The organism is Cedecea sp. Ae19-4, from assembly GCF_059801165.1.
In genome coordinates this window covers 122,094-141,657 of sequence record NZ_JBCHWG010000001.1, presented here as the reverse complement: position 1 = coordinate 141,657, position 19,564 = coordinate 122,094, and the positions used below count along the sequence as shown (strand labels likewise).

Here is a 19,564-nt window from a genome sequence, read left to right as displayed (position 1 = left end):
TTAATCCATTTTTTTAATTGTAATTGCTGTTTTTTGGAAATGTGCCTGCAGGGTCAGCGAGTCGTCGCTGAACATGTTCCGCCACCACGATGTTTCCTTTTCCGGTCGCGTCCATGTCGCCAGCCAGATAGCATTATTTAGGTCACGATAAGCACCAATAAACCCCAGGGTTCTGCCGTCACCATCGGGCTTAATTGTGACGCTACGCGACTCACCCGGCTGAAGGATGGCCTCGTACTCTTTTGATATAGCGGTTTGCAGGGTTTTATTATTTCCTTCTACAATTTCAAAAAAATCGGCATTGGTGAAAACATCCCGCTCTTTGACGTTATAAATAAATATGTTGAGCGGTGCCGGATGGCCGCCATCGTTAGGATTAATATCTTTGTCTGCAATCAGATTAATTTTTATTTCACTGCCAGCAGGCTGCTTATCGTTACTGCTGCTGCAGGAAAATAACAAAGTCCCCAGCCCAATAATCAGCAGACACTTCACAAGCGCTACCCGGCAATTCTTTCTTTCTGTTTTGCAAAACATATCCCTATCCACGCACTTTATTTCCTGAACGATGTGTATCGAATTAACGCGCGACCCGCGCAGGGAGCGACATATCCCGCTCCCCCGCCTGGAGAAAGTTTTGCCGCCGAAGCGGCAAAACCCTTGATAACCCGGCAGTATTAGCTGCGCAGGTTAGCTTTAACGTCGTAGCTGGTAGAAATAACGCCGGATTTAGCGCCTTCTGCATTCTGCATCACGTAGTCCTGAGTGAGTTTGGTGAAGGCGAAGGTCACCTTCTCACGTGGACGCGTTTCGTCTTCGCTGGAGCCCGCAGTTTCAACGTGAGTAATAATCACATCGGTGAATTTCAGCGTCAGGTATTCCAGCGGATCGCCACCGGCTTTACGAATAACAAACTGAATGTCTTTGATGTGCTTACCGGACAGGCAGTAGCTCAGCAGGTTGGTGCTGGCCTTGTCGACATAGTGCTCGAAGCAGAAATCGTCCACCGTAGCTTTACCGGAACCGCCGCCGGAGCCGCTGTGCATATTTGAGTGCTGTGAGCTGGCCCAACGCCATGCGAGCACTTCAATTTCATTTTTATGGGTAGCATCCAGAGACTCGCCTTCGATGCCATCAATTTTAATAAACATATCCTGAGCCATAATATTTCCTTTTCAGCTCTCATTTAAGAGTGTCACACAGTGTGCAACGTTAAAATTAAGTCGTAGAAGCAATTTCATTATGATGAAAATTCTCTACAACATTTTCGGCGCGCAAGAATCCCCGGCGCGGCCGCACCTTTAAAGAATAATGAAGTGATTATTCTTTATTTAAATTGCCTGAATCAGACAACCATTTTTAAATTGCCTTATCAGGCAACGTCTTTCAGCGAAGGTAATTTGGCTACCATACGCAGTGACACCGTCAAACCTTCCAGCTGGAAGTGTGGACGGAGGAAGAACTTCGCCTGGTAATAACCCGGGTTGCCTTCAACATCCTCAACCACCACTTCGGCCGCGGCCAGAGGGCGGCGAGCTTTCGTTTCCTGAGAAGAGTTTGCCGGGTCACCGTCCACATAGTTCATTACCCAGTTGTTCAACCAGCGCTGCATATCTTCACGCTCTTTGAAGGAGCCGATCTTGTCGCGCACGATACACTTCAGGTAATGCGCAAAACGCGAGCAGGCGAACAGGTAAGGCAGACGTGCGGACAAATTGGCGTTCGCCGTTGCGTCCGGATCGTAATATTCGGAAGGTTTCTGCAGCGACTGGGCGCCAATAAAGGCCGCATAGTCAGTATTTTTGCGATGCACCAGCGGAATAAAACCGTTTTTGGCCAGCTCGGCCTCACGACGGTCAGAGATAGCAATTTCGGTTGGGCACTTCATGTCCACGCCGCCATCATCGGTCGGGAAGGTGTGGCACGGAAGATCCTCCACCACGCCGCCGCTTTCTACGCCGCGGATCATGGTGCACCAGCCGTAATGTTTGAATGAACGGTTGATGTTCACCGCCATCGCATAAGCGGCGTTAGACCACACATATTTGCTGTGATCGGCCCCGTCGGTGGTTTCTTCGAAGTTAAAATCATCCACCGGATTGGTATTGATGCCGTAAGGCAAACGCGCCAGGAAGCGCGGCATCGCCAGGCCAATGTAACGAGAATCTTCCGACTGGCGCAGCGAGTTCCAGGCCGCATATTCCAGGTTTTGGGTGAAGATTTTCGTCAGATCGCGCGGGTTAGCCAGTTCCTGCCAGGAATCCATCTGCATAACGGACGGCGCCGCGCCGGTAATAAATGGCATATGGGCGGAAGCCGCCACTTTACCGATGGACGAGAGCAGATCTACGTCCGGCGCGCTGTGGTCGAAATGGTAATCCGCCACCAGGCAGCCGTAGGGCTCGCCGCCAAGCTGGCCATACTCTTCTTCGTAAATTTGCTTGAACAGCGGGCTCTGATCCCAGGCAATCCCTTTGTAACGCTTCATGTTGCGGCGCAGATCGTTTTTAGAGATGTCCATAAAGCGCAGCTTCAGCTTTTCATCCGTCTCCGTGTTGTAGACGAGATAATGCAAACCGCGCCATGCGCTTTCGAGGCGCTGAAACTCTTCGTGATGCAGGATCAGGTTGATCTGCTCGGAGAGTTTCATGTCGATCTCGGCGATGATCGCGGCAATGTTTTTATAGGCGTCATCGGCCATGGTGATCGAGGTGCTTAGCGCCTGCTCAGCCAGGGTTTTTACGGCAATTTCGACCGCGGTTTTCGCCTGATCGGACTTTGGCTTAAATTCACGGGTCAGCAAAGCGTTAAAGTCGCTTTGGGTGGCGGCCTGCGGGGCTGCCTGTTTATTTGTTTCTGCTTGAGTAGCCATTATTATCTCTCTTCATCACTTTTGGGACGCGGCTTCATCAGCCTGTTTTGGCTTTGGCGACGAAGCCAGCGTGTTCAGCAGCGACTTATCGTTCAACACTTTCATGACCAGGCTTTCCGCCCCGGCTTTACCGTCCATATAGGTTTGCAGGTTGGCAAGCTGGGTTCTGGCTTCCAGCAGCTGGGATAACGAATCGACTTTGCGTGCAATGGCGTCGGGGGCAAAATCGTCCATGCTGTCAAAGGTCATATCAACCATCAGCTGCCCTTCGCCCGTCAGGGTATTCGGGACTGCAAACGCCACGCGAGGGCGCATAGCCTTCATACGCTCGTCAAAGTTATCGATGTCGATGCTGAGGAACTTTCTGTCGGCGACCGGGGGAAGCGGCTCAAGTGGCTTGCCGGACAAGTCCGCCAGAACGCCCATAACAAACGGCAGTTCAATCTTCTTTTCACTGCCATAAATTTCCACGTCGTACTCAATCTGTACGCGCGGAGCACGGTTTCGTGCGATGAATTTTTGCGAGTTGCTTTTGCTCATAGTAGTCAATACTCTTTAATAACCGTTTATGGATAAACCGTCGCTTGTCGGATGGTCAACGTTCAAATAATCAGCAAGCCTCCCTGTTATTTATAAACAAGCTCGACCCCCGCCACGGCGTGAACCTGGCCCGCGGTGACGGTCGAGTTCCCTTTTGCGTAATAGCTCGCTGTAAATCTGTGGCTCAATGGTTCGGCCGTGGCGGAAATAACGTAATCCTGCCCTGAATCAGCACTATCAATAATGACCTGCGAACTATTTTCTTTACGCAATCTAATTTGAACGCCGCGGCTTAAGTCCGTTCCGCTGCTATTCACTAAGTTTCCCGTTTCGGTATCAGCTGCAGAAATGGTGCTATTAAAAAATACCGTTATCGTTCTGCTGGCCGGGCAATCCTTGAGCGTAATATCGAACGGAACGCTGCCGGCCTCATTGCCGTCGCGGCTAAGCGAGGCCACGGCGACACGTGGGAGCGTCACAATTTCATTGCTGCTGGCGTTATTGATCGCCACACTGCAGGTTTCATCGGTGTAATTACCGGTAAAGAAAACATCTATCGAACAATTCGTTGAGCAGGCGTTCGCCGCGGCGAAAAACTGAGCGCCCACCAGGGCCGCATAACACAGGCCACGGCAAGTGCCTCGCCCGCCGGCAAGAGTATTCATCAATGACATAAGACCTCTACCTGAGTAATAGAGCCACGCGCGCCCTTCATTTTATTTGCAATATTGCTATCGGAATAAATAGTGCAAAGTCGCTGACCGGAAGCACTTTTTAAATACAGATTATTTTTCTCAGCCTGCCAGCCACGAATAAAGGCCATGCCTCCCTGACCAATAATACCGAGGCTGGCGTCACGCTCATCGTAAACATCCATCCCGATTGGCAGCGGCTCACCCTTGCTATCTTTCACAATCAATACGACCGGCTCACCGACGAGCGTTTTCACATTCACTTTTACCGCCGCACCCATGCGCGGGATGACCGTGCTCTCGCTTTCCAGGACGTCTACCGTGTCCGGCAGGCCGCGGGTATTCACCGCCACAATATTTTCCCGGTAAGGCGTCAGCGAAGGCACAATGGCAAACCCATTGCCATCAATTTGCGACCCATAGCCATTCAGCATTCTCGCGCCTTTGGCGCCTTCCGCCTCAACGAGGGCAAACGGATAGTCGCCCAGGCGAGGTCCGGCAGTGATCCCGCCCTGATGAGCCACCAGGCTGCCGTTGGCCGAGAACGAGAGCTGGTTCGATTTATTCCCGACGGAGGCCGTTGATCCGAACTGGCCAAACGGCGAGTTGTAGTTCACGTTGCCGTTGAACGCGCTGCGCGTCCCCGCGTTTCTCGCTTTGTTAACGGAAGTCCCGACGCCGTAGCTCAGTTCGTTTTGCTCGCCCTGACTGCCAATGGCGTTCATCTGTACCGCACTGCCGCCCTGGTTATCGTGGCTGACCGAGGAATAAAGTGAGTTAAACAGCGGTTTGCTGGTCATGCTCGCTCGGCCCAGCGGCACGCTGACGGACAGCATCACGCTATCGATATTCTCCCCGTCGCTGTTATAGGCCCGGGACGCAGACACCGCCCAGGAGAAATAGCGCTCGGATTTGTTGTACGACAGCATGTACTGGCTGGTGGAAGACCTGTCGTCCCAGTAGCTATAGAAGTTGCCGGACAAATTCAGCCTGGCGCCATTCCACAGCGGCTGCCCGACGTTCACGGTAAAGCGCTCTTTGGTCCGGTAATCGACGATAAAATTATCGCTTTTGGCCCCATAGCGATCTAACGCCGCGTCCCTCAGGCTATAGAACCCTTTCGAAGAGTAGCGGTAAGCCGCAAGCGTAACGTCGGTAGACGTCGTATCCAGATATTTACTGAAGCCAACGTTATAGCTATTCCCGGTGGAGACTCTGCCATTACCAAGCTCACTGCGTGCGCGGGTAATATCCATTGAAACCCCGCCCAGCGGCGTGTTGAAGGCATGACCAATCCCCAGCGCGCTGTAGTTATCGGCCAGCTGCCCGCCGCCGTATAACGTGTACATGTTGCCGATGCCGTACTGGTAAAATCCCTGCGCCAGCCCCGGCTCTTCTTTCAGCGAGTCATCCTTCAATTTGCCCACGGTGACGTCGAAGCGTGATACGCCATCGTGAAGCAGCATCGGCGGTGAGGAAAACGGTACGAGCTGGGTTCTCTGGCGCCCGTCAGCCTCGGTCACGGTAACCTGCAGATCGCCGCCATAGCCCATAGCCCCGATATCGCTCAGTTCAAACGCGCCAGGTGGCACGGTCGTTTCATACAGGACCTGCCCTCGCTGCCTGACCTGAACTTTGGCGTTGGTCTCCGCAAAGCCACGCACCAGCGGGGTGTAATAGCGAAGCCCATCCGGCAGCATACGATCGTCGGACTGGAGCTGGACGCCTCTCACCGTCATGCTGTCAAACAGATCGCCGCTGGTTGTGCTGTCGCCCAGCGTGAGCTGGCTTTTTAACACAGGGATATCGCGCTGAAGATACGTAAACAGGGACTGGCTGTGGGACGATTGATCGTTGCTCCAGCTGGTATTGAACCGTTTACGCAGCCGCCAGTCGAAAAAGTTAAGTCCCGCCAGCATGCCAAGATTACCGCTTACGGAATGCCCGTCTTTGCTGTCAAACCGATTGTTAGTCTGCTGCACATAGACGTTGGAGTTGTAATCCAACAATCCAATGGGTACGCCAGAATCCCACGTATTGGGGTCGGTATAGCCCCTTGGGTACTGAACCGTGGAGGCCTGAGGAACCGTCAAATCGAGATAGAAGTCGCCGGGCTGATAGCTGGCGCTGGCTCCGTCAACCCAGCGGTCAAGCGTGGCGCACTGTTTGTCTCCGTCATCTCCGGCGGTATGCGCCGCGCCGTCGAGCGGGTTATGTGACACTTTAATGCCCATTCGACCCAGCTGCTCCTGGCTAAAACAGGGCACAGCCCCGACGCTGCCGTTTACGTCCTTGAACAGAACCTTGTACTGGCCCCGCCCTTCTCCATTGACCGCAACCTGTACGCTGTATTCTCCGGCTGGAGCAGGGTTTCCTTCAAAATACCGAGAGACATCAACGCTCTGCCCATGGATAAAGGCGCTGTTAAATTTCACGCTTTCCGGGCGAGAACTCTGTTCATTTCTGGTCGGCAGGCTGGCGGTATTTCCCTGAGCCAGTACGGAAAAGCTAGCTCCTAAAGAAGCCATAAGGATATGGCGAACAGCAAACGCGACTTTCGATTCGCGCGTGACTCGTCGTGCATATTTCTTGCTTTCTTTTAGTCTCACGTCCCTGACTCCCTGACCACAAAGCGTGGCTATCCGGCCTTAAATAAAAAGCATTTCTGGCTCAGTTGAAAAACCGATGAAATTTATTGCAACTTTCTTTCTATTGTTAAGGTATTTCCCGAGGCGGGAATTAAGCGATATTCAATTACGCTGCCATAATCATTAATGACACGAACGACTGCACCGCTAATAGCACCCGATACAGAACCTTTATTTTCTGGTAAAAACACTTTGCTGCTAAAGGGCGCGATCATATCCACTGCCAATGGCTGCTTTACCGTCCCGGACATCAGCGATGCGCTATCAAAAGAGAAATGGTAAGGCGTAGGATTGTTCACTTTTATGCCTTTTCCTGCCCCCAGATTTTCCCAGGTCAATTTACCAATCTCCTGAGAGCTGCTGCTCTTCAAGACCGACGGACGGTAAAATATTTTAATTCGGGTGCGGAAGGCCAGCTCCAGATGGTCCGTTTCTTTGGCCCCCTCTTTCATTGGTGGGATCTCTAACATATTGAACCAAAATACAGATTCTCGATCCTGAGGCAGATTCATGCCATTGTATATCAGACGGATACTTTGCCCTTTGCCCGGATCAACACGATACACGGGCGGCGTAGTGGTAAAAGGAACTTTTATCTTATTAATGTCGTCATTTTTACCACCATCATCGACCCAAACCTGTACCAGCAAAGGCGACGGGCCTTTATTTGTCGTACGCACCGTCTGCTCTCTTTCACCGCTGGGAAATATAATCCGGGTACCGGATATCGTCATCCCAGAAAACGCCGACTGGGAGACGGCCAGCAGGAGAATAAATAAAGCTGTCAGTTTTGAGAATATTGCATATTGATATTTCATAGCACGGCCCTGCGCGTATAACATCTACCTGATAATGAAAGCAGGTTTTAAGAATGGGGCGATTGCTCGCCCCGCACTTCATTTAGAAGCAAACCTGTTATGGGTATGCCAGGGTGTAGCTAGCTTTCGCCTGAACCAAACCTGCGGTAGTGGCATCGGTCGCATAGTAACCACCGTAGTAACGCATAGTCGCTTTACCGCCAGTTACAGGGGCCGGAGCACCGGTTTCGCCCAGTTTCAGCTGCTGCTCGTCGGAGTTGTACAGACGAACTTCAACTTTGGTTGCGGCACCGGTGGTCGCGCTGTTGGTCAGGTTACCGGTCTGGCTGTTTACGCCGCTGCTGCCGACGGCTTCGAAGTGCGCAGCCACCTGAGTGATGCCGGTAGGGCAGTTTTCAACGTTCAGATCAAAACCTTTAGAACCCGCGGTTGTGCCGGAGGCATTCAGGGTCTGGATAGACACCTTTGGCAGCTGAACCTGGCGATCGACAGAATCGCTGGCGATGGTGCAAGTTTCGGCAATCAGTTGACCGTTGAAGGTGACGGTGCCCTGCGTTTCATCCGCCGCCAGGGCAGAAGTTGATACCGCAGCCAAAGCCATGGCGCACAGCGTCATTTTAAAATTGCGCATGATATAATTCCCTATATTTCAGTAAGTAAAAACTTTATAAACAGTAGATACATAATTCCTGGTGCAACTTTCTTAAATTACGTCGTCGGCAATTCCTCCGTTTGATGGATAAGTTCAATGCCTTTCTCATGTGAATAAGCCACACGCATGGCCACATTTTTATTTTGTGTAGCAGCTGCGCCAGTCGAATTTAAGATAGCTACGCCAACTTTCGGCAAAATGTTTTTCTCAATAAAGCGGATTAGCATCCTTGCCCCGGTTTCCGCCACCGGGCACTGCTCCACAACGTGCTGCACCAGTTCTTCGCTGAAGCTTAATTCAAGGTCATAATTCGCCTTAGCACGTTCGGCAATACGATTAAGATGAATATTAACAATGCGCTGGAGTGAAGACGTTGCCAGCGGTAAATAAGGTATTACGGTAACTCGACCTAAAAATGCTGCCGGGAAGACTTTCAGCAAAGCAGGCTGAATAACCTTCAGCAAACTTTCTTCGCCCGGCAGGGTTTCAGGATCCGCACAAGCGCTGCTAATAATGTCGCTCCCCGTATTACTTGTTAGCAATATAATGGTATTACGGAAGTCGATTTGCCGCCCTTCACCGTCTTCCATCGATCCTTTATCAAAGACCTGGAAAAACAATTCGTGCACGTCTGAGTGCGCCTTTTCCACTTCATCCAGCAGAATGACGCTGTAGGGTTTACGCCTGACGGCCTCGGTTAATACGCCCCCCTCGCCGTAGCCCACGTAGCCCGGAGGTGAGCCCTTCAGGGAAGAGACGGTGTGGGCTTCCTGGTATTCGCTCATGTTAATGGTGATAAGGTTTTGCTCACCGCCATACAGCTGGCTGGCAATGGCCAAAGCCGTTTCGGTTTTCCCCACCCCGGAAGGCCCCACCAGCATAAAGACGCCAAACGGTTTTTTCGGATCCGCCAGTCCTGCGCGAGCGGTCTGAATGCTCTGGCTCAGGCAGTCCAGCGCGTACTGCTGCCCGATAACGCGCTCGGCCAAACGCTGCGGCAGCTCCATCACCGCGCTGACATCATCTTTAAGCACCTGCCCGACCGGGATCCCCGTCCAGTTCGCCACAATCGAAGCCACCACGTCGGCATTCACTTCGGCCTGCACCAGCGGCTGCTCGCCGCGAATTTCGCTCAGCGTGGTTTCAAGCTCTCCTAAACGCTGCTGCAGATAGGCCACCTTTTCCGTTTCTGATACTTCGGTATCTTCAACCGTGGCCGCAAGAAGCTGCTGACGCGTGTCGATAATGCTGGAGACTAACTCGCATTCCTGGCTCCAGCGGCTGTCCAGAACCTTAGCGTTTTCGGCATGTTCAGAAATCGCGTTCTGGATAGGCTCTCTGCGCTTATCGTCCTCTTTGCCAAAGCCGATGGCTTTTTCCAGCAGCGACAGCTCGGCCTGGGCCGACTCGCTGTGGAACTTCAGCATCTGCAGCTCGGCCGGCGGCGCGTGCTGGGCCACGGCAACCCTGGCACAGGCGGTATCCAGCAGGCTAATCGCTTTATCTGGCAGCTGGCGGGCCGGAATATACCGGTGTGAGAGCCTGACGGCGGCGCGAATAGCTTCATCCATGATCCACACGCCGTGATGCTTCTCCAGCACCGGCAGCAGGCCTCGCACCATCGCAATCGCCAGCGCTTCTGACGGTTCTTCAACCTGCAGAACCTGGAAGCGGCGCGTCAGCGCAGGATCTTTCTCAATATGACGCTTGAATTCGCTCCAGGTCGTCGCGCCAATAGTGCGCAGCTGACCACGGGCCAGCATCGGCTTCATCAGGTTCGCGGCGTCGCCGGTTCCGGCGTTACCGCCAGCCCCCACCAGCGTATGAACTTCGTCAATAAACAGGATGACGGGCTCAGCCGAATTGACCGCTTCTTCCAGCACCGCTTTCAGGCGAGCTTCAAACTCACCTTTCATGCTGGCGCCTGCTGAAAGGGCAACCACATCCAGCGTAAGCAGGCGAACTTTTTGCAGGGAAGGCGGCACATCCCCGGCCGCAATCGCCAGAGCAAGCCCCTCCACAACCGCCGTTTTACCTACCCCGGCCTCACCGGTGAGCAGCGGGTTATTCTGGCGACGGCGCAGCAGGATATCGACCATGGTGTTGATCTCTTTATCGCGCCCCAGCACAGGATCAATTTTTCCTTCCCGCGCCAGCGCCGTCAGATCGGTAGAATACTGCGCCAGCCCACCGCCCTGAGCGCTGCCCATTGCGTGGCTGGCTTCGCCAGGCACCCCGGCCTCGTCGGATACCGCTGCGCCACCGGCTAAATCATTTTGTTCCGCCGACTCACGGGTGATGTACCCGAGATCCTTACTTAAATGTTCGAGAGGAATTTTTTCAAACGCCGGAGAGATAGCGAACAGCGCGCGGCGCAGCTCCATCGTCGTCAGCAGGGCAATCAGCAAATGGCCGCTGCGGATGCAAGTGTTATGGCATTCCAGGCTGGCAAATACCCACGAGCGCTCAATGGCCAGCTCAATGTGATAGGAGAAATCAGAGATAGCGCTGGCCCCGGCAGGCAGGCGAGTCAGCGCCTGAGAAAAATCACGCTCCAGCATTTCCGCATCAAGCTCGAAGTGCCGAATGATGTGTCGAATATCGCTATCCTGCTGCTGATATATCTGATTTAACCAGTGCACCAGTTCAACATAAGGGTTACCGCGTAATTTACACAGCGTTGTGGCGCTCTCTACGCCTTTAAACAAGATGGTATTTAGCTTACCGAATAGGTTTTTTCTGGTTATCGCCACGATAAAACTCGCCCTGTTTTAATTCGATTATTCGATTGTTTTATTCATCCACTTATCCACGTGGATCAGAGAGCCGAAACAACGCATTAAGCGCATCACGGAACGTTACCTGGAGGGCATAGTAATTAACAAAAATTGAAATAAAAACCCTTACTGGCCAACATCAAGGGTTTTAAGAATTACGCCCGGAAGTCATTCTTAAATTCTCTAAAACGCATGATGCAGGCATACGAAAATTTAACGTTTACTTTTAGAATCGGGTTCATAAACAGAAGAACGCCTCCGACAAAAAAGATTTTTTCTGTCTTCAAATATTTATCTCCAGCATGGCAAAAACATATTTGCTGTAATAATTGACAGGGTGACAAGTGGAACACAACTTTCTGGATTACTACAACCGGGAGCTAACTTTCGTCAGAGAAATGGCGCAAGAGTTCGCCGAACGTCATCCCAAGATTGCCGGGCGCCTGGGGATGAACGGCATTGAGATTGCCGATCCTTACGTTGAGCGTTTAATCGAGGCGTTTTGCTTCTTATCCGCCAGAACGCAGATAAAGCTGGACGCTGAGTTTCCCAAATTTACCCAGCGCCTGCTGGACATTGTCTATCCGAACTATAATTCCCCAACCCCCTCGATGGGGGTGGTGCAGCTGGAGCCTAACCTCAGCGAAGGCGATCTCACCCAGGGCTACAGGATCCCAAAACAAAGCGCCTTTTATAGCCGCATTTTGCCCGGTGAGATGACCCGCTGCGAGTTCAGAAATAACCAGGATGTGACGCTTTGGCCGCTGGAAATTGCCGAGGTACGCCTGACCTCAATCCCCCCGGATATCCCTAACCTTGAACATTACCGCATTAAGCATCATCAATTAAAAGGTGCTTTGAGAATTAAACTAAAGTTGCAGGGAGAGCTGGTCTTTTCTGAACTGAAGGGGCTAAATGAACTGCCGATATATATCCAGGGCGATGAGCGTATCGTCTCTCATACGTTCGAACTGCTTCACGGCAGTCACGTTGCGATGGTGGTGCGCAGCGGAGAACGGGAAAAAAACCGTTATCATGTCATCAATGAACAGCCGCTGAAATTTGAAGGCATGGCGCCAGATCAGAGCTTATTGCCGCTACAGTGGAATATGTTTCATGGCCATACGCTGATTCAGGAATATATTTCCTGCCGTGAAAGATTTTATTTTTTCTCACTCACGCAGCTGGCTGAATCCTTCGCGGATAATAACACCAATGAAGTAGAGATAATTATCCTGTTAAATAAGTTACCGCAGGATTTAGTCGCCCACCTGGACGCATCGCGCTTTCTGCTGTTCTGCACGCCCGTCATTAACCTTTTCCCTAAACGTGTCGACAGAATTGAGGTCAACCGGGCGCTCAATAACTTTCATATCGTGCCGGACCGCAGCCGTCCTCTCGACTATGAGGTGTTCTCGGTCAATAAAGTGTTTGGTCTGCAGGCCGAAACCAGCGAAGAGCTGACCTTTAACCCGCTCTATCAGACCCGCCATAGCGATACCGGCAACTTTGGCCGCTATTTTTCCGTCAACCGCACGGTGAGAACCAAAGAGTCCAGCAGCCGAAAATACGATACCCGCACGCCCTACAGCGGGACTGAAATCTTTATCTCGCTGGTTGATCAGCAAGAAGCACCTTACGGCGAGCATATTCGCTATCTGCTGGTCGATGCGATGGTCACCAATCGTGATTTGCCCCGCCTGCTGACCAGCAGCGGCAGCCTCGATTTGACAATGTCGGACTCGGTTCCCATTCACGGCGCGCGCTTTGTCAGTACGCCCAGCGCGCCCCGCTCACCGTTTGCTCTCGGTGAAACGGCATGGCGCCTGATTCGTCAGCTGAGCTTCAACTATCTGCCGCTGTCGGATATGGACCATGCTCAAGGGGGCGAGGCGCTGCGTAATATGCTGCGGCTGTTCACTACCGCCTCCGATCTGGAGTCCATGGCGCAAATTAACAGTCTCGTGGGCTGCCAGACCCGCCCGGTGGTTCGCCGCCTCTCGGATGAGGGCTTGCTGGTTTACGGGCGCGGCGTGAACTGTAGCCTGACGGTTGACGAAGAAGGGTTCTCCGGGGTCAGCCCTTATCTGTTTGGGCTGATTATGGAGAACTATTTGTCGCGGCATGCCGCCATCAATATTTTTACCGAAACTGAGCTGCACTCCATGCAGCGAGGCCTGGTCGCCCGCTGGAAAGCGCGCCCGGGCAGGCGAGGCGCGCTATGACCCTCCCGAAGTTGCCACAGGCCTCGTCATTACCGCCAGGGCTGGAAAACTGGTTCGATCCCAGCGCCCCCTGGGATGCGGGATTTATCAGCATTATGCGGGCTATTGCCGCCCGCACGCCGTCCCTGCCGCCGCCGGGTAAGGCCGCTCTCCCCTCTCAGGAGCGGTTCAGGCTCGGCCAGATCTCCAGCATGGCCTTCTCCCCTCGAGAGATAGCGGCCATCCATCAGCAGGACGACAAAATCAAACTGCAGCTTTTTGGGCTGGGGATCTGGGGCGCTCAGGGGGCAATGCCGCTGCACCTCTCTGAGCTGGCTTATTCCCGCTACGAACAGCACGACCCGACGCTGATTGATTTCGTGGATATCTTCCACCACCGGGCGCTGAGCCAGTTTTATCGGGCCTGGTTCTTATCGCAGGACACCGCCTCGCTCGATCGTAAAGAAGACGAGCGTTTTTCATTTTACGTGGGCAGCCTGGTGGGGCTAGATCCCTCCGAGCTCGATCCCGCCCCGCTGCCGATTCACGCCCGCCTGGCGTCATCCGCACACCTGATTCGAGAAGCACGTAACCCTGATGGCCTGCTAGGCGCCATGGAGTACTACTTCCAGGTGCCGGTGCAGATGGAAGAGTTTGAGCTGCAGTGGATTTTCCTTGAGGGAAAAGATCAAACCGCTTTGGGCGACGACCGCTACGCCGCGCTGCTGGGCGACGGGGCCATCCTCGGGAATACCGTCCTCGACCGGCAGCATAAATTCAAGCTGATGATGGGCCCGCTCACGCTGGCTCAGTACATGCTGTTCAGCCCCTGGGGCAGCGATATGGCGGTGCTGCGCGAGCTGGTTCGAAGTTTTATCGGCTTTGAGTATGCCTGGGATGTGCAGCTGGTGCTTGCCGCCGATCAGGTGCCCCGGGCCACGTTAGACGGCAGCCACCAGTTGGGTTATGCGAGCTGGCTGGAAAGAGAGGCCAGCGAAACCCCCGTTTTCGGGATGAGCTTTGAGCCCGAGATGTACCGCCGGTAGCCCTTCGCCTGGAAGAGAACGTAACCATGGATGAAAAGACACGCACATGAATCAATACGAAAGCCTGACCTGCTCGGACTATTACCAGTCATTGATGCAGCCCTTTCAGGGCGACTCGCCCTGCGGCGAAGCGCTCGATTACGATCCTGCTTTTATCATGCTGCAGTCGCGCCTGCAGCCAAAGCTTGGGGCCGAATACGGCGACTTCGTTGAAGCCGCTGAGCCGGTGAACTGGACGGAAACCGAACGCGACTGCAAGGCCCTGCTGCAAAAAAGCAAAGATGTTCGCCTGGTGGTTATTTTGATGCGCTGCCGCCTGCGTAAGCGCGGGCTGTCTGCGCTGGCCGAAGGCGCGGAGGCGCTGCTTGCCCTGCTGCAAAGCTGGCCGGACGACCTTCATCCACAGCTGCTTGACGAAGGGGAGTTCGAGCCAATGCTGCGGGCAAACGCCTTCGCCGAGCTGGAGGATATTGGTGGTCTGCTGACGGATCTGCGCAACCAACCGCTGCCCAAAGCTTCCGGGCTGCAAATTACCGTTAAAGAATTTGAAAAAGCCCATCAGCTGCCGAGAGAAGAAGGTGCGCTGTCGGACGAGGCCGTCGCCGCCATCATTCGCGAATGGCACACCAGCGCACGAGAAGAGATTCGCCCGCTAACGCAGGCCCATTACTTTGTGCAGCAGATAAAACAGATCCTGGCGGAGACGCTGGGACACGAGGCACCTGAGCTGCCGCTGTTGTCCGGCATTCTTGGCATGTTTAGCCGCGAGTTTGGCAGCGAAATGCCCGCCAGAGATCTCCCTTTGGAAAAAGCCCCCGAAAGCGTGCCGGAGCCTGTGCCCACGCAGCTCCCTGGTCAGGTAGCCGTCCCGGCTGACGAAGCGGCCTGGCAGCCTCCAGTCCCGGTGCCTCGTCCTGCGCGGCATGAACCGCAAAAAGGGGTTAATACGCGCGCGCAAGCGCTCCAGCGCCTGCAGGAAATCCGCAGTTGGTTTGCCGTGGCAGAGCCAAGCAGCCCGCTGGTGCCGGTGCTGAAATACGCGGAGGAAAGCATAGGCAAGAGCTTCGCCGAGCTGCAAAAAATGTATCCCCCAGAAGTTATCGCAATGCTGAACCAGGAAAAGGAATAAACAATGCTAAGGATACTCACCCTTCTGATTTCCGGGCTGCTGATGTCGCCTGGCGCATGGGCCGTTTGTACGCTGGCGCGCGGGACCCCCACGCCGCTCAGCATTGACGCTAAAACAATCATTATTTCCGCTGATGCGCCGGTGAGTACTTCTACGCCAATAGCCCAATATGACAGCCCGACGGTGGGCGGCGCTGGCGTAGGTTATGACGACTGTATTAAGGGAACAGAGTACGGCAAACGCGCCGTGTCGCTGTCCGGGCAGGATACATCCACAAAAATTTATGCGACCAACATTCCGGGCATTGGCATCAAAATGCTGGCGAGCAACGGCTCGGCGTTTGGTAATTTCCCGTCGACCAGTTATCTGACTTTCTCAAATGGCAGCTCGGTTGGTTCACTCGATATTCCACCGCAGTCTTTTTATCGAATTGAGTTTTATAAACTCAGCAATAACCTGCGCCTGGCCAATGCCGCGACGGGGGATACCATCCTGCCCGCCGGACAAATTGGCTACAACTATATCCTGTCAGATAACCCCGCGTCGTTCACCCATAGCCTCTCTATCGGGGAAATGAAAATTATCAGTACCCCGGCCTGCACTGCGGATAACGCTAAAACTATCGACTTTAACGACGTGACGCCCACGCTGCTAAAAGCCGGGGTTACCCGCAGCCTGGACTTCGCCATCGTCTGTAAGAGTGACTATGGATCCTACTCGGCCTCCGCGTCGATGATTACCGATACCCCTACGGCAGACGGCGGTTTTATTCGTATCAAAGACTCTGACGGCAATATGGATCGCTTGAAAATCCGCATCACCGACGGCGACAACAAAACCATGAAAGTCGATGGATCCACCTCTGAATCCTCACGGGTTATCACCAGCCAGGGTCCGGCTGAATTTGCCTGGAAAGCGACGCTGCTCCAGGGCAACGGTACGGCACCTGCCGGTGGCCTGTTCACGGCAAAAGCAGAAATTATTTTTAGTATTCAGTAAGCCAGGGAATAAGGAAATATGGGCAACCCCGCAACAATTTTTATCAGCATTGCCAGCTATCGGGATCCGCAGCTGATCCCGACGCTTCAGGATATGCTGCGCCACGCCAGCCAGCCTGAAAGGCTGCACATTGCCGTGTGCTGGCAGGACGATGAGGATCTCAGCCTCTTTACGCGACACGGCTTCGTCCCCATGGGCAGCCGGCATGTTGCCGGACACGAGGCGTTTATTTTCAGTTTCCAGCAGGCCCGAATCGAACTCATCAGCGTGCACTACTATGCCAGCCAGGGGGCCTGCTGGGCGCGGAGCCTCGCGGAATCGCTATTTGAGGCAGCAGACTATTTTCTGCAAATTGATTCCCACTGCCGGTTTATCCCCGGCTGGGATAACGAAATGATAACCACGCTGCGCCAGCTAGCGGCGACATCTCCCCGGCCAGTGCTCTCCTCCTACCCGCCTGCGTTTGTTCCCGGAGAAGACGAAGAAGCCAGTAAAAAACGTTATGTGAGCCGCTTAATCTTCCGGGAGTTCAACCCGCAGGGGCTCCCGATGTTCAGCTCCACGCCTTTTGAATCTCCCGAGCCCGTCAGGGGCAGCTACCTGGCCGGAGGATTTATTTTTACCCGCGGGGACTTCGTAAAAGAGATCCCCAACGACCCACAGATTTTCTTCGCCGGTGAGGAAATAGCTATGGCCGTGCGCGCGTTTAGCCACGGCTACGATATCTACCATCCCCATAAGCCTCTGCTATGGCACTACTATCAGCGCAAAGAGCACAGCAAAGTCTGGGGCGACCACACGAATCAGGCCAAAGAACAGGGCTCCGTTGAGAAGGCCTGGTGGGAGCGCGATGCCGCGTCGAAAAAGCGAGTCAGAACCGTGCTGGGTCTGGAGAGTGAGCCTGAAGGCGGCCTGGCCCCCTATGGGCTGGGAAAGATCAGAACGCTGGCACAGTTTGAATATCAGGCCGGTATTTGCCTGAAAAACGGCACAGTTTTACCGGAAGTCATGGCCAAGAATAAAGTGAATTTCTTCCCCGATCCGCCCGCCGACCATGCCGAATGGCTACGTCGGCAATATGCCTGGCATAAGAAGACCCTTACGCTGAGCAAGACTGATTATGAAGCAGACAACGGCGACGTAAGCGCACTGCATATCAGCGTCTATACCCAACAGAACGAGTTGTTCCACAGGCAAACGCTCACCCGCAGCGAACTGCATGAACTACGCCAAAAAACGTCCTCGGAAGAGATCTCGCTTCCGGTGGAATTTAAAACCACCAGCCTAAGTAAACCAGGCTCGATCAGGCTGTGCACCTGGTCAGACAGCCTGGGCTGGGGCACCGTCACGGAGAAGACATGGTGAAAAGTGAAGCCCTTTTTTGTCGATTAGTCAGCGTGGATACCCTGTTTTCTTTTGACGGCATTATTCCCTCTGCGCCGGACTTTCAGCTCAGGCTGATCTCGCTGATTGAGCAGTTCAACAAGGCGCTGCTGGTGGAAAACCAGGCGCCTGAAGAAAGCGAGGCGCTGTGCCGGGCGCTGTGTGATTATTTTGATAAGCGCTTGAGCAGCAATGCCCAAAACAACTCTCTGTCCTGGCAACGCTACTCGCTGGTGCAGTATTTCTATGGCTTTGTTGACAGCGAGGAAGCGCTCCCCCTTTCCGCACGGCTGGATGCCCTGCTCAACGCCGACAGCGAGATCATTTTTCGCTACGCCTGGAAGCTGCTGACGCTGGTGATGCAAATTGAAGGCAGTACCGATGCCCTGGTCTCGCTGCGGGCGGCTAAACGTGCCCGCTATTTTTCACGCGCCCGGGCAGAGACGCCTCCTTCGGAACACGCAACGGCATCCTGGGTGAGCCCACGGCCCGGGGCGGCAGGATCCCCGCGCTTAATGATCTTCGTCATCGGGCCGTTTGCTGGAAAATGGTTCAGCCAGTCAAACCTGTCATCCGGCAGCGAGCATGGGATCCTGTGGGTGATTGAGGAGAACGCCAACGGCCTGGCCAAACGGATGGCGTATTTAAAGAAAAATAACATCGCCCTTGCTACGATGGCTTATTTCCCGCTGCTTGCCGACGGCTTTGAAAGCAGTAGCATCATGATCGAGCAAATTACCGCCTGGCAATACGCCTTTTCATCCATCCGCCTTTCTGAGCCTTTACCCTGCATGCTGGGGCTCTACACCCGGCTCAGCCAGCAGCGCTCCGCCCACGATCCGGATCGGGCTATCTGGACCGGCGGGCTTGCCGAGCCGCCTTACGGCCACCTCAAGCTTGAGCATCAGTGGGCGAGCCTGCTGGCCGAGCTGGAAGCTAATGACGACGGGAAAGATCTCTACGCCATTCAGCGCCACGCGGTAGCCAGCACGCTGCTTTCCTGGCTGGCTGAAAGCCGTATCATGAACGTGTTACAAACCCTGTTTGACAGCACCCAGCTCGACTTTGCCGGCATCACTCTCGCCGATCACGGCCAGGGATTCACCCGGCATGGGGCCTGGTCCCTGTGGCTTTCAGAGCGATACGGTATTTTGCCAGGCCTGTCGGCTTCTATCGCCCTGCCTCCGCTGCCGGAGATTCCCCTGCCGCCGGTTGAAGAACCGCCTCCTACCCCCTCTCCTGCGCCGATTCCAGTGCCGGTGGAGATCCCACGCCGCCGACGCTGGCCTAAAGCACTCGCCGCCCTGCTGCTGCTGTGCCTCGCGGGCGGCATTGGCTACGCCATACAGCAGGATGCGGTGGAAATTCGCGGCCAGATTAGCCAGATAAAGCCGATCCAAAGGCTACTGGGAATAAATGACAAACCCGATGCATCGGCATTCCTGCAGCTCGTGAACAACGCGCCTTTATTTGAGAACGGCAGCAGTAACCTGATGCCGGAAAGCCAGCACATTCTGACGCAGCTGGTGCCTGAGATGGCGCGCAATCCGCTGCAGATGTATCTGATCATCGGCCATTCTGACAACACCGGCTCTGCCACTGTCAACATGGCCCTGTCCACAGAGCGCGCTCGCGTTATCCGCGACTGGCTGGTGGAACACTCGGGCCTGGCCGCCAGCCAGTTTATCGTTGAAGGCGCGGGCAACTCTCGCCCGATAGCCAGTAACGCCACCCAGGAAGGACGCGCGCAAAACCGCCGCGTCGAAATCATTCCGTTATCTATGCAAGACTACAAGGATTGAGA

General features: G+C 54.1%; 15 protein-coding genes. 6 read left to right on the top strand and 9 right to left on the bottom strand.

What is annotated here, in order from left to right; all coding sequences use genetic code 11:
• From tssJ to tssH, 9 genes are all read right to left on the bottom strand, one after another.
• On the bottom strand, positions 1-537 hold the full coding sequence (gene tssJ, locus AAIE02_RS00655; RefSeq protein WP_166994309.1) for a type VI secretion system lipoprotein TssJ: 537 nt from the start codon (positions 535-537) through the stop codon (positions 1-3).
• 140 nt (positions 538-677) lie between these two features.
• The gene (locus AAIE02_RS00650) at positions 678-1,163 is read right to left on the bottom strand and encodes an Hcp family type VI secretion system effector (RefSeq protein ID WP_008454370.1); all 486 of its coding nucleotides are present in this window, start codon (positions 1,161-1,163) and stop codon (positions 678-680) included.
• A gap of 209 nt (positions 1,164-1,372) precedes the next feature.
• Positions 1,373-2,872, bottom strand: coding sequence for a type VI secretion system contractile sheath large subunit (tssC, locus tag AAIE02_RS00645; RefSeq protein WP_336983038.1), 1,500 nt, complete (start codon positions 2,870-2,872; stop codon positions 1,373-1,375).
• 15 nt (positions 2,873-2,887) lie between these two features.
• On the bottom strand, positions 2,888-3,412 hold the full coding sequence (gene tssB / locus AAIE02_RS00640; protein ID WP_008454368.1) for a type VI secretion system contractile sheath small subunit: 525 nt from the start codon (positions 3,410-3,412) through the stop codon (positions 2,888-2,890).
• Between the two features lie 86 nt (positions 3,413-3,498).
• Entirely contained in the window at positions 3,499-4,086 is a 588-nt protein-coding gene (locus AAIE02_RS00635) for a fimbrial protein (protein WP_498531798.1), read from the bottom strand.
• Positions 4,077-6,713, bottom strand: coding sequence for a fimbria/pilus outer membrane usher protein (locus AAIE02_RS00630; RefSeq protein ID WP_008454364.1), 2,637 nt, complete (start codon positions 6,711-6,713; stop codon positions 4,077-4,079). The genes AAIE02_RS00635 and AAIE02_RS00630 overlap by 10 nt, the downstream gene beginning before the upstream one ends.
• Positions 6,714-6,796: 83 nt before the next feature.
• Positions 6,797-7,552 carry a fimbria/pilus periplasmic chaperone gene (locus AAIE02_RS00625; protein ID WP_498532638.1) on the bottom strand — a complete coding sequence of 252 codons (756 nt, stop codon included), beginning with the start codon at positions 7,550-7,552 and terminating at the stop codon, positions 6,797-6,799.
• Between the two features lie 115 nt (positions 7,553-7,667).
• On the bottom strand, positions 7,668-8,201 hold the full coding sequence (locus AAIE02_RS00620) for a fimbrial protein (RefSeq protein ID WP_008454360.1): 534 nt from the start codon (positions 8,199-8,201) through the stop codon (positions 7,668-7,670).
• Positions 8,202-8,278: 77 nt separating this feature from the next.
• Positions 8,279-10,975, bottom strand: a complete 2,697-nt coding sequence (gene tssH, locus AAIE02_RS00615; RefSeq protein ID WP_498531797.1) for a type VI secretion system ATPase TssH — start codon at positions 10,973-10,975, stop codon at positions 8,279-8,281.
• A 368-nt stretch (positions 10,976-11,343) separates the two neighbouring features.
• On the opposite strand from tssH, the gene tssF reads away from it, so the two are divergent.
• The 6 genes from tssF to AAIE02_RS00585 are packed head-to-tail and all read left to right on the top strand — an operon-like array spanning position 11,344 to position 19,562.
• Positions 11,344-13,224 carry a type VI secretion system baseplate subunit TssF gene (gene tssF, locus AAIE02_RS00610; protein WP_498531796.1) on the top strand — a complete coding sequence of 627 codons (1,881 nt, stop codon included), beginning with the start codon at positions 11,344-11,346 and terminating at the stop codon, positions 13,222-13,224.
• Positions 13,221-14,249, top strand: a complete 1,029-nt coding sequence (tssG, locus tag AAIE02_RS00605) for a type VI secretion system baseplate subunit TssG (protein ID WP_008454357.1) — start codon at positions 13,221-13,223, stop codon at positions 14,247-14,249. The genes tssF and tssG overlap by 4 nt, the downstream gene beginning before the upstream one ends.
• A 46-nt stretch (positions 14,250-14,295) precedes the next feature.
• The gene (locus AAIE02_RS00600) at positions 14,296-15,378 is read left to right on the top strand and encodes a type VI secretion system protein TssA (RefSeq protein ID WP_498531795.1); all 1,083 of its coding nucleotides are present in this window, start codon (positions 14,296-14,298) and stop codon (positions 15,376-15,378) included.
• Between the two features lie 3 nt (positions 15,379-15,381).
• Complete coding sequence (locus AAIE02_RS00595) at positions 15,382-16,377, top strand: fimbrial protein (protein ID WP_498531794.1); 996 nt, start codon at positions 15,382-15,384, stop codon at positions 16,375-16,377.
• A gap of 18 nt (positions 16,378-16,395) precedes the next feature.
• Positions 16,396-17,742, top strand: a complete 1,347-nt coding sequence (locus AAIE02_RS00590; protein WP_498531793.1) for a GlcNAc-transferase family protein — start codon at positions 16,396-16,398, stop codon at positions 17,740-17,742.
• Complete coding sequence (locus AAIE02_RS00585) at positions 17,736-19,562, top strand: OmpA family protein (protein ID WP_498531792.1); 1,827 nt, start codon at positions 17,736-17,738, stop codon at positions 19,560-19,562. The genes AAIE02_RS00590 and AAIE02_RS00585 overlap by 7 nt, the downstream gene beginning before the upstream one ends.
• Positions 19,563-19,564: the final 2 nt, after the last annotated feature.

What these genes read in the sequence shown, in the direction of transcription:
- AAIE02_RS00600 (WP_498531795.1), top strand. Translation starts at nt 14,296, where the DNA reads ATGAATCAATACGAAAGCCTGACCTGCTCGGACTATTACCAGTCATTG.
- AAIE02_RS00585 (WP_498531792.1), top strand. Translation starts at nt 17,736, where the DNA reads ATGGTGAAAAGTGAAGCCCTTTTTTGTCGATTAGTCAGCGTGGATACC.
- tssG (WP_008454357.1), top strand. Translation starts at nt 13,221, where the DNA reads ATGACCCTCCCGAAGTTGCCACAGGCCTCGTCATTACCGCCAGGGCTG.
- AAIE02_RS00620 (WP_008454360.1), bottom strand. Translation starts at nt 8,201, where the DNA reads ATGCGCAATTTTAAAATGACGCTGTGCGCCATGGCTTTGGCTGCGGTA.
- tssC (WP_336983038.1), bottom strand. Translation starts at nt 2,872, where the DNA reads ATGGCTACTCAAGCAGAAACAAATAAACAGGCAGCCCCGCAGGCCGCC.
- tssB (WP_008454368.1), bottom strand. Translation starts at nt 3,412, where the DNA reads ATGAGCAAAAGCAACTCGCAAAAATTCATCGCACGAAACCGTGCTCCG.
- AAIE02_RS00595 (WP_498531794.1), top strand. Translation starts at nt 15,382, where the DNA reads ATGCTAAGGATACTCACCCTTCTGATTTCCGGGCTGCTGATGTCGCCT.
- tssJ (WP_166994309.1), bottom strand. Translation starts at nt 537, where the DNA reads ATGTTTTGCAAAACAGAAAGAAAGAATTGCCGGGTAGCGCTTGTGAAG.
- AAIE02_RS00590 (WP_498531793.1), top strand. Translation starts at nt 16,396, where the DNA reads ATGGGCAACCCCGCAACAATTTTTATCAGCATTGCCAGCTATCGGGAT.
- AAIE02_RS00650 (WP_008454370.1), bottom strand. Translation starts at nt 1,163, where the DNA reads ATGGCTCAGGATATGTTTATTAAAATTGATGGCATCGAAGGCGAGTCT.
- AAIE02_RS00635 (WP_498531798.1), bottom strand. Translation starts at nt 4,086, where the DNA reads ATGTCATTGATGAATACTCTTGCCGGCGGGCGAGGCACTTGCCGTGGC.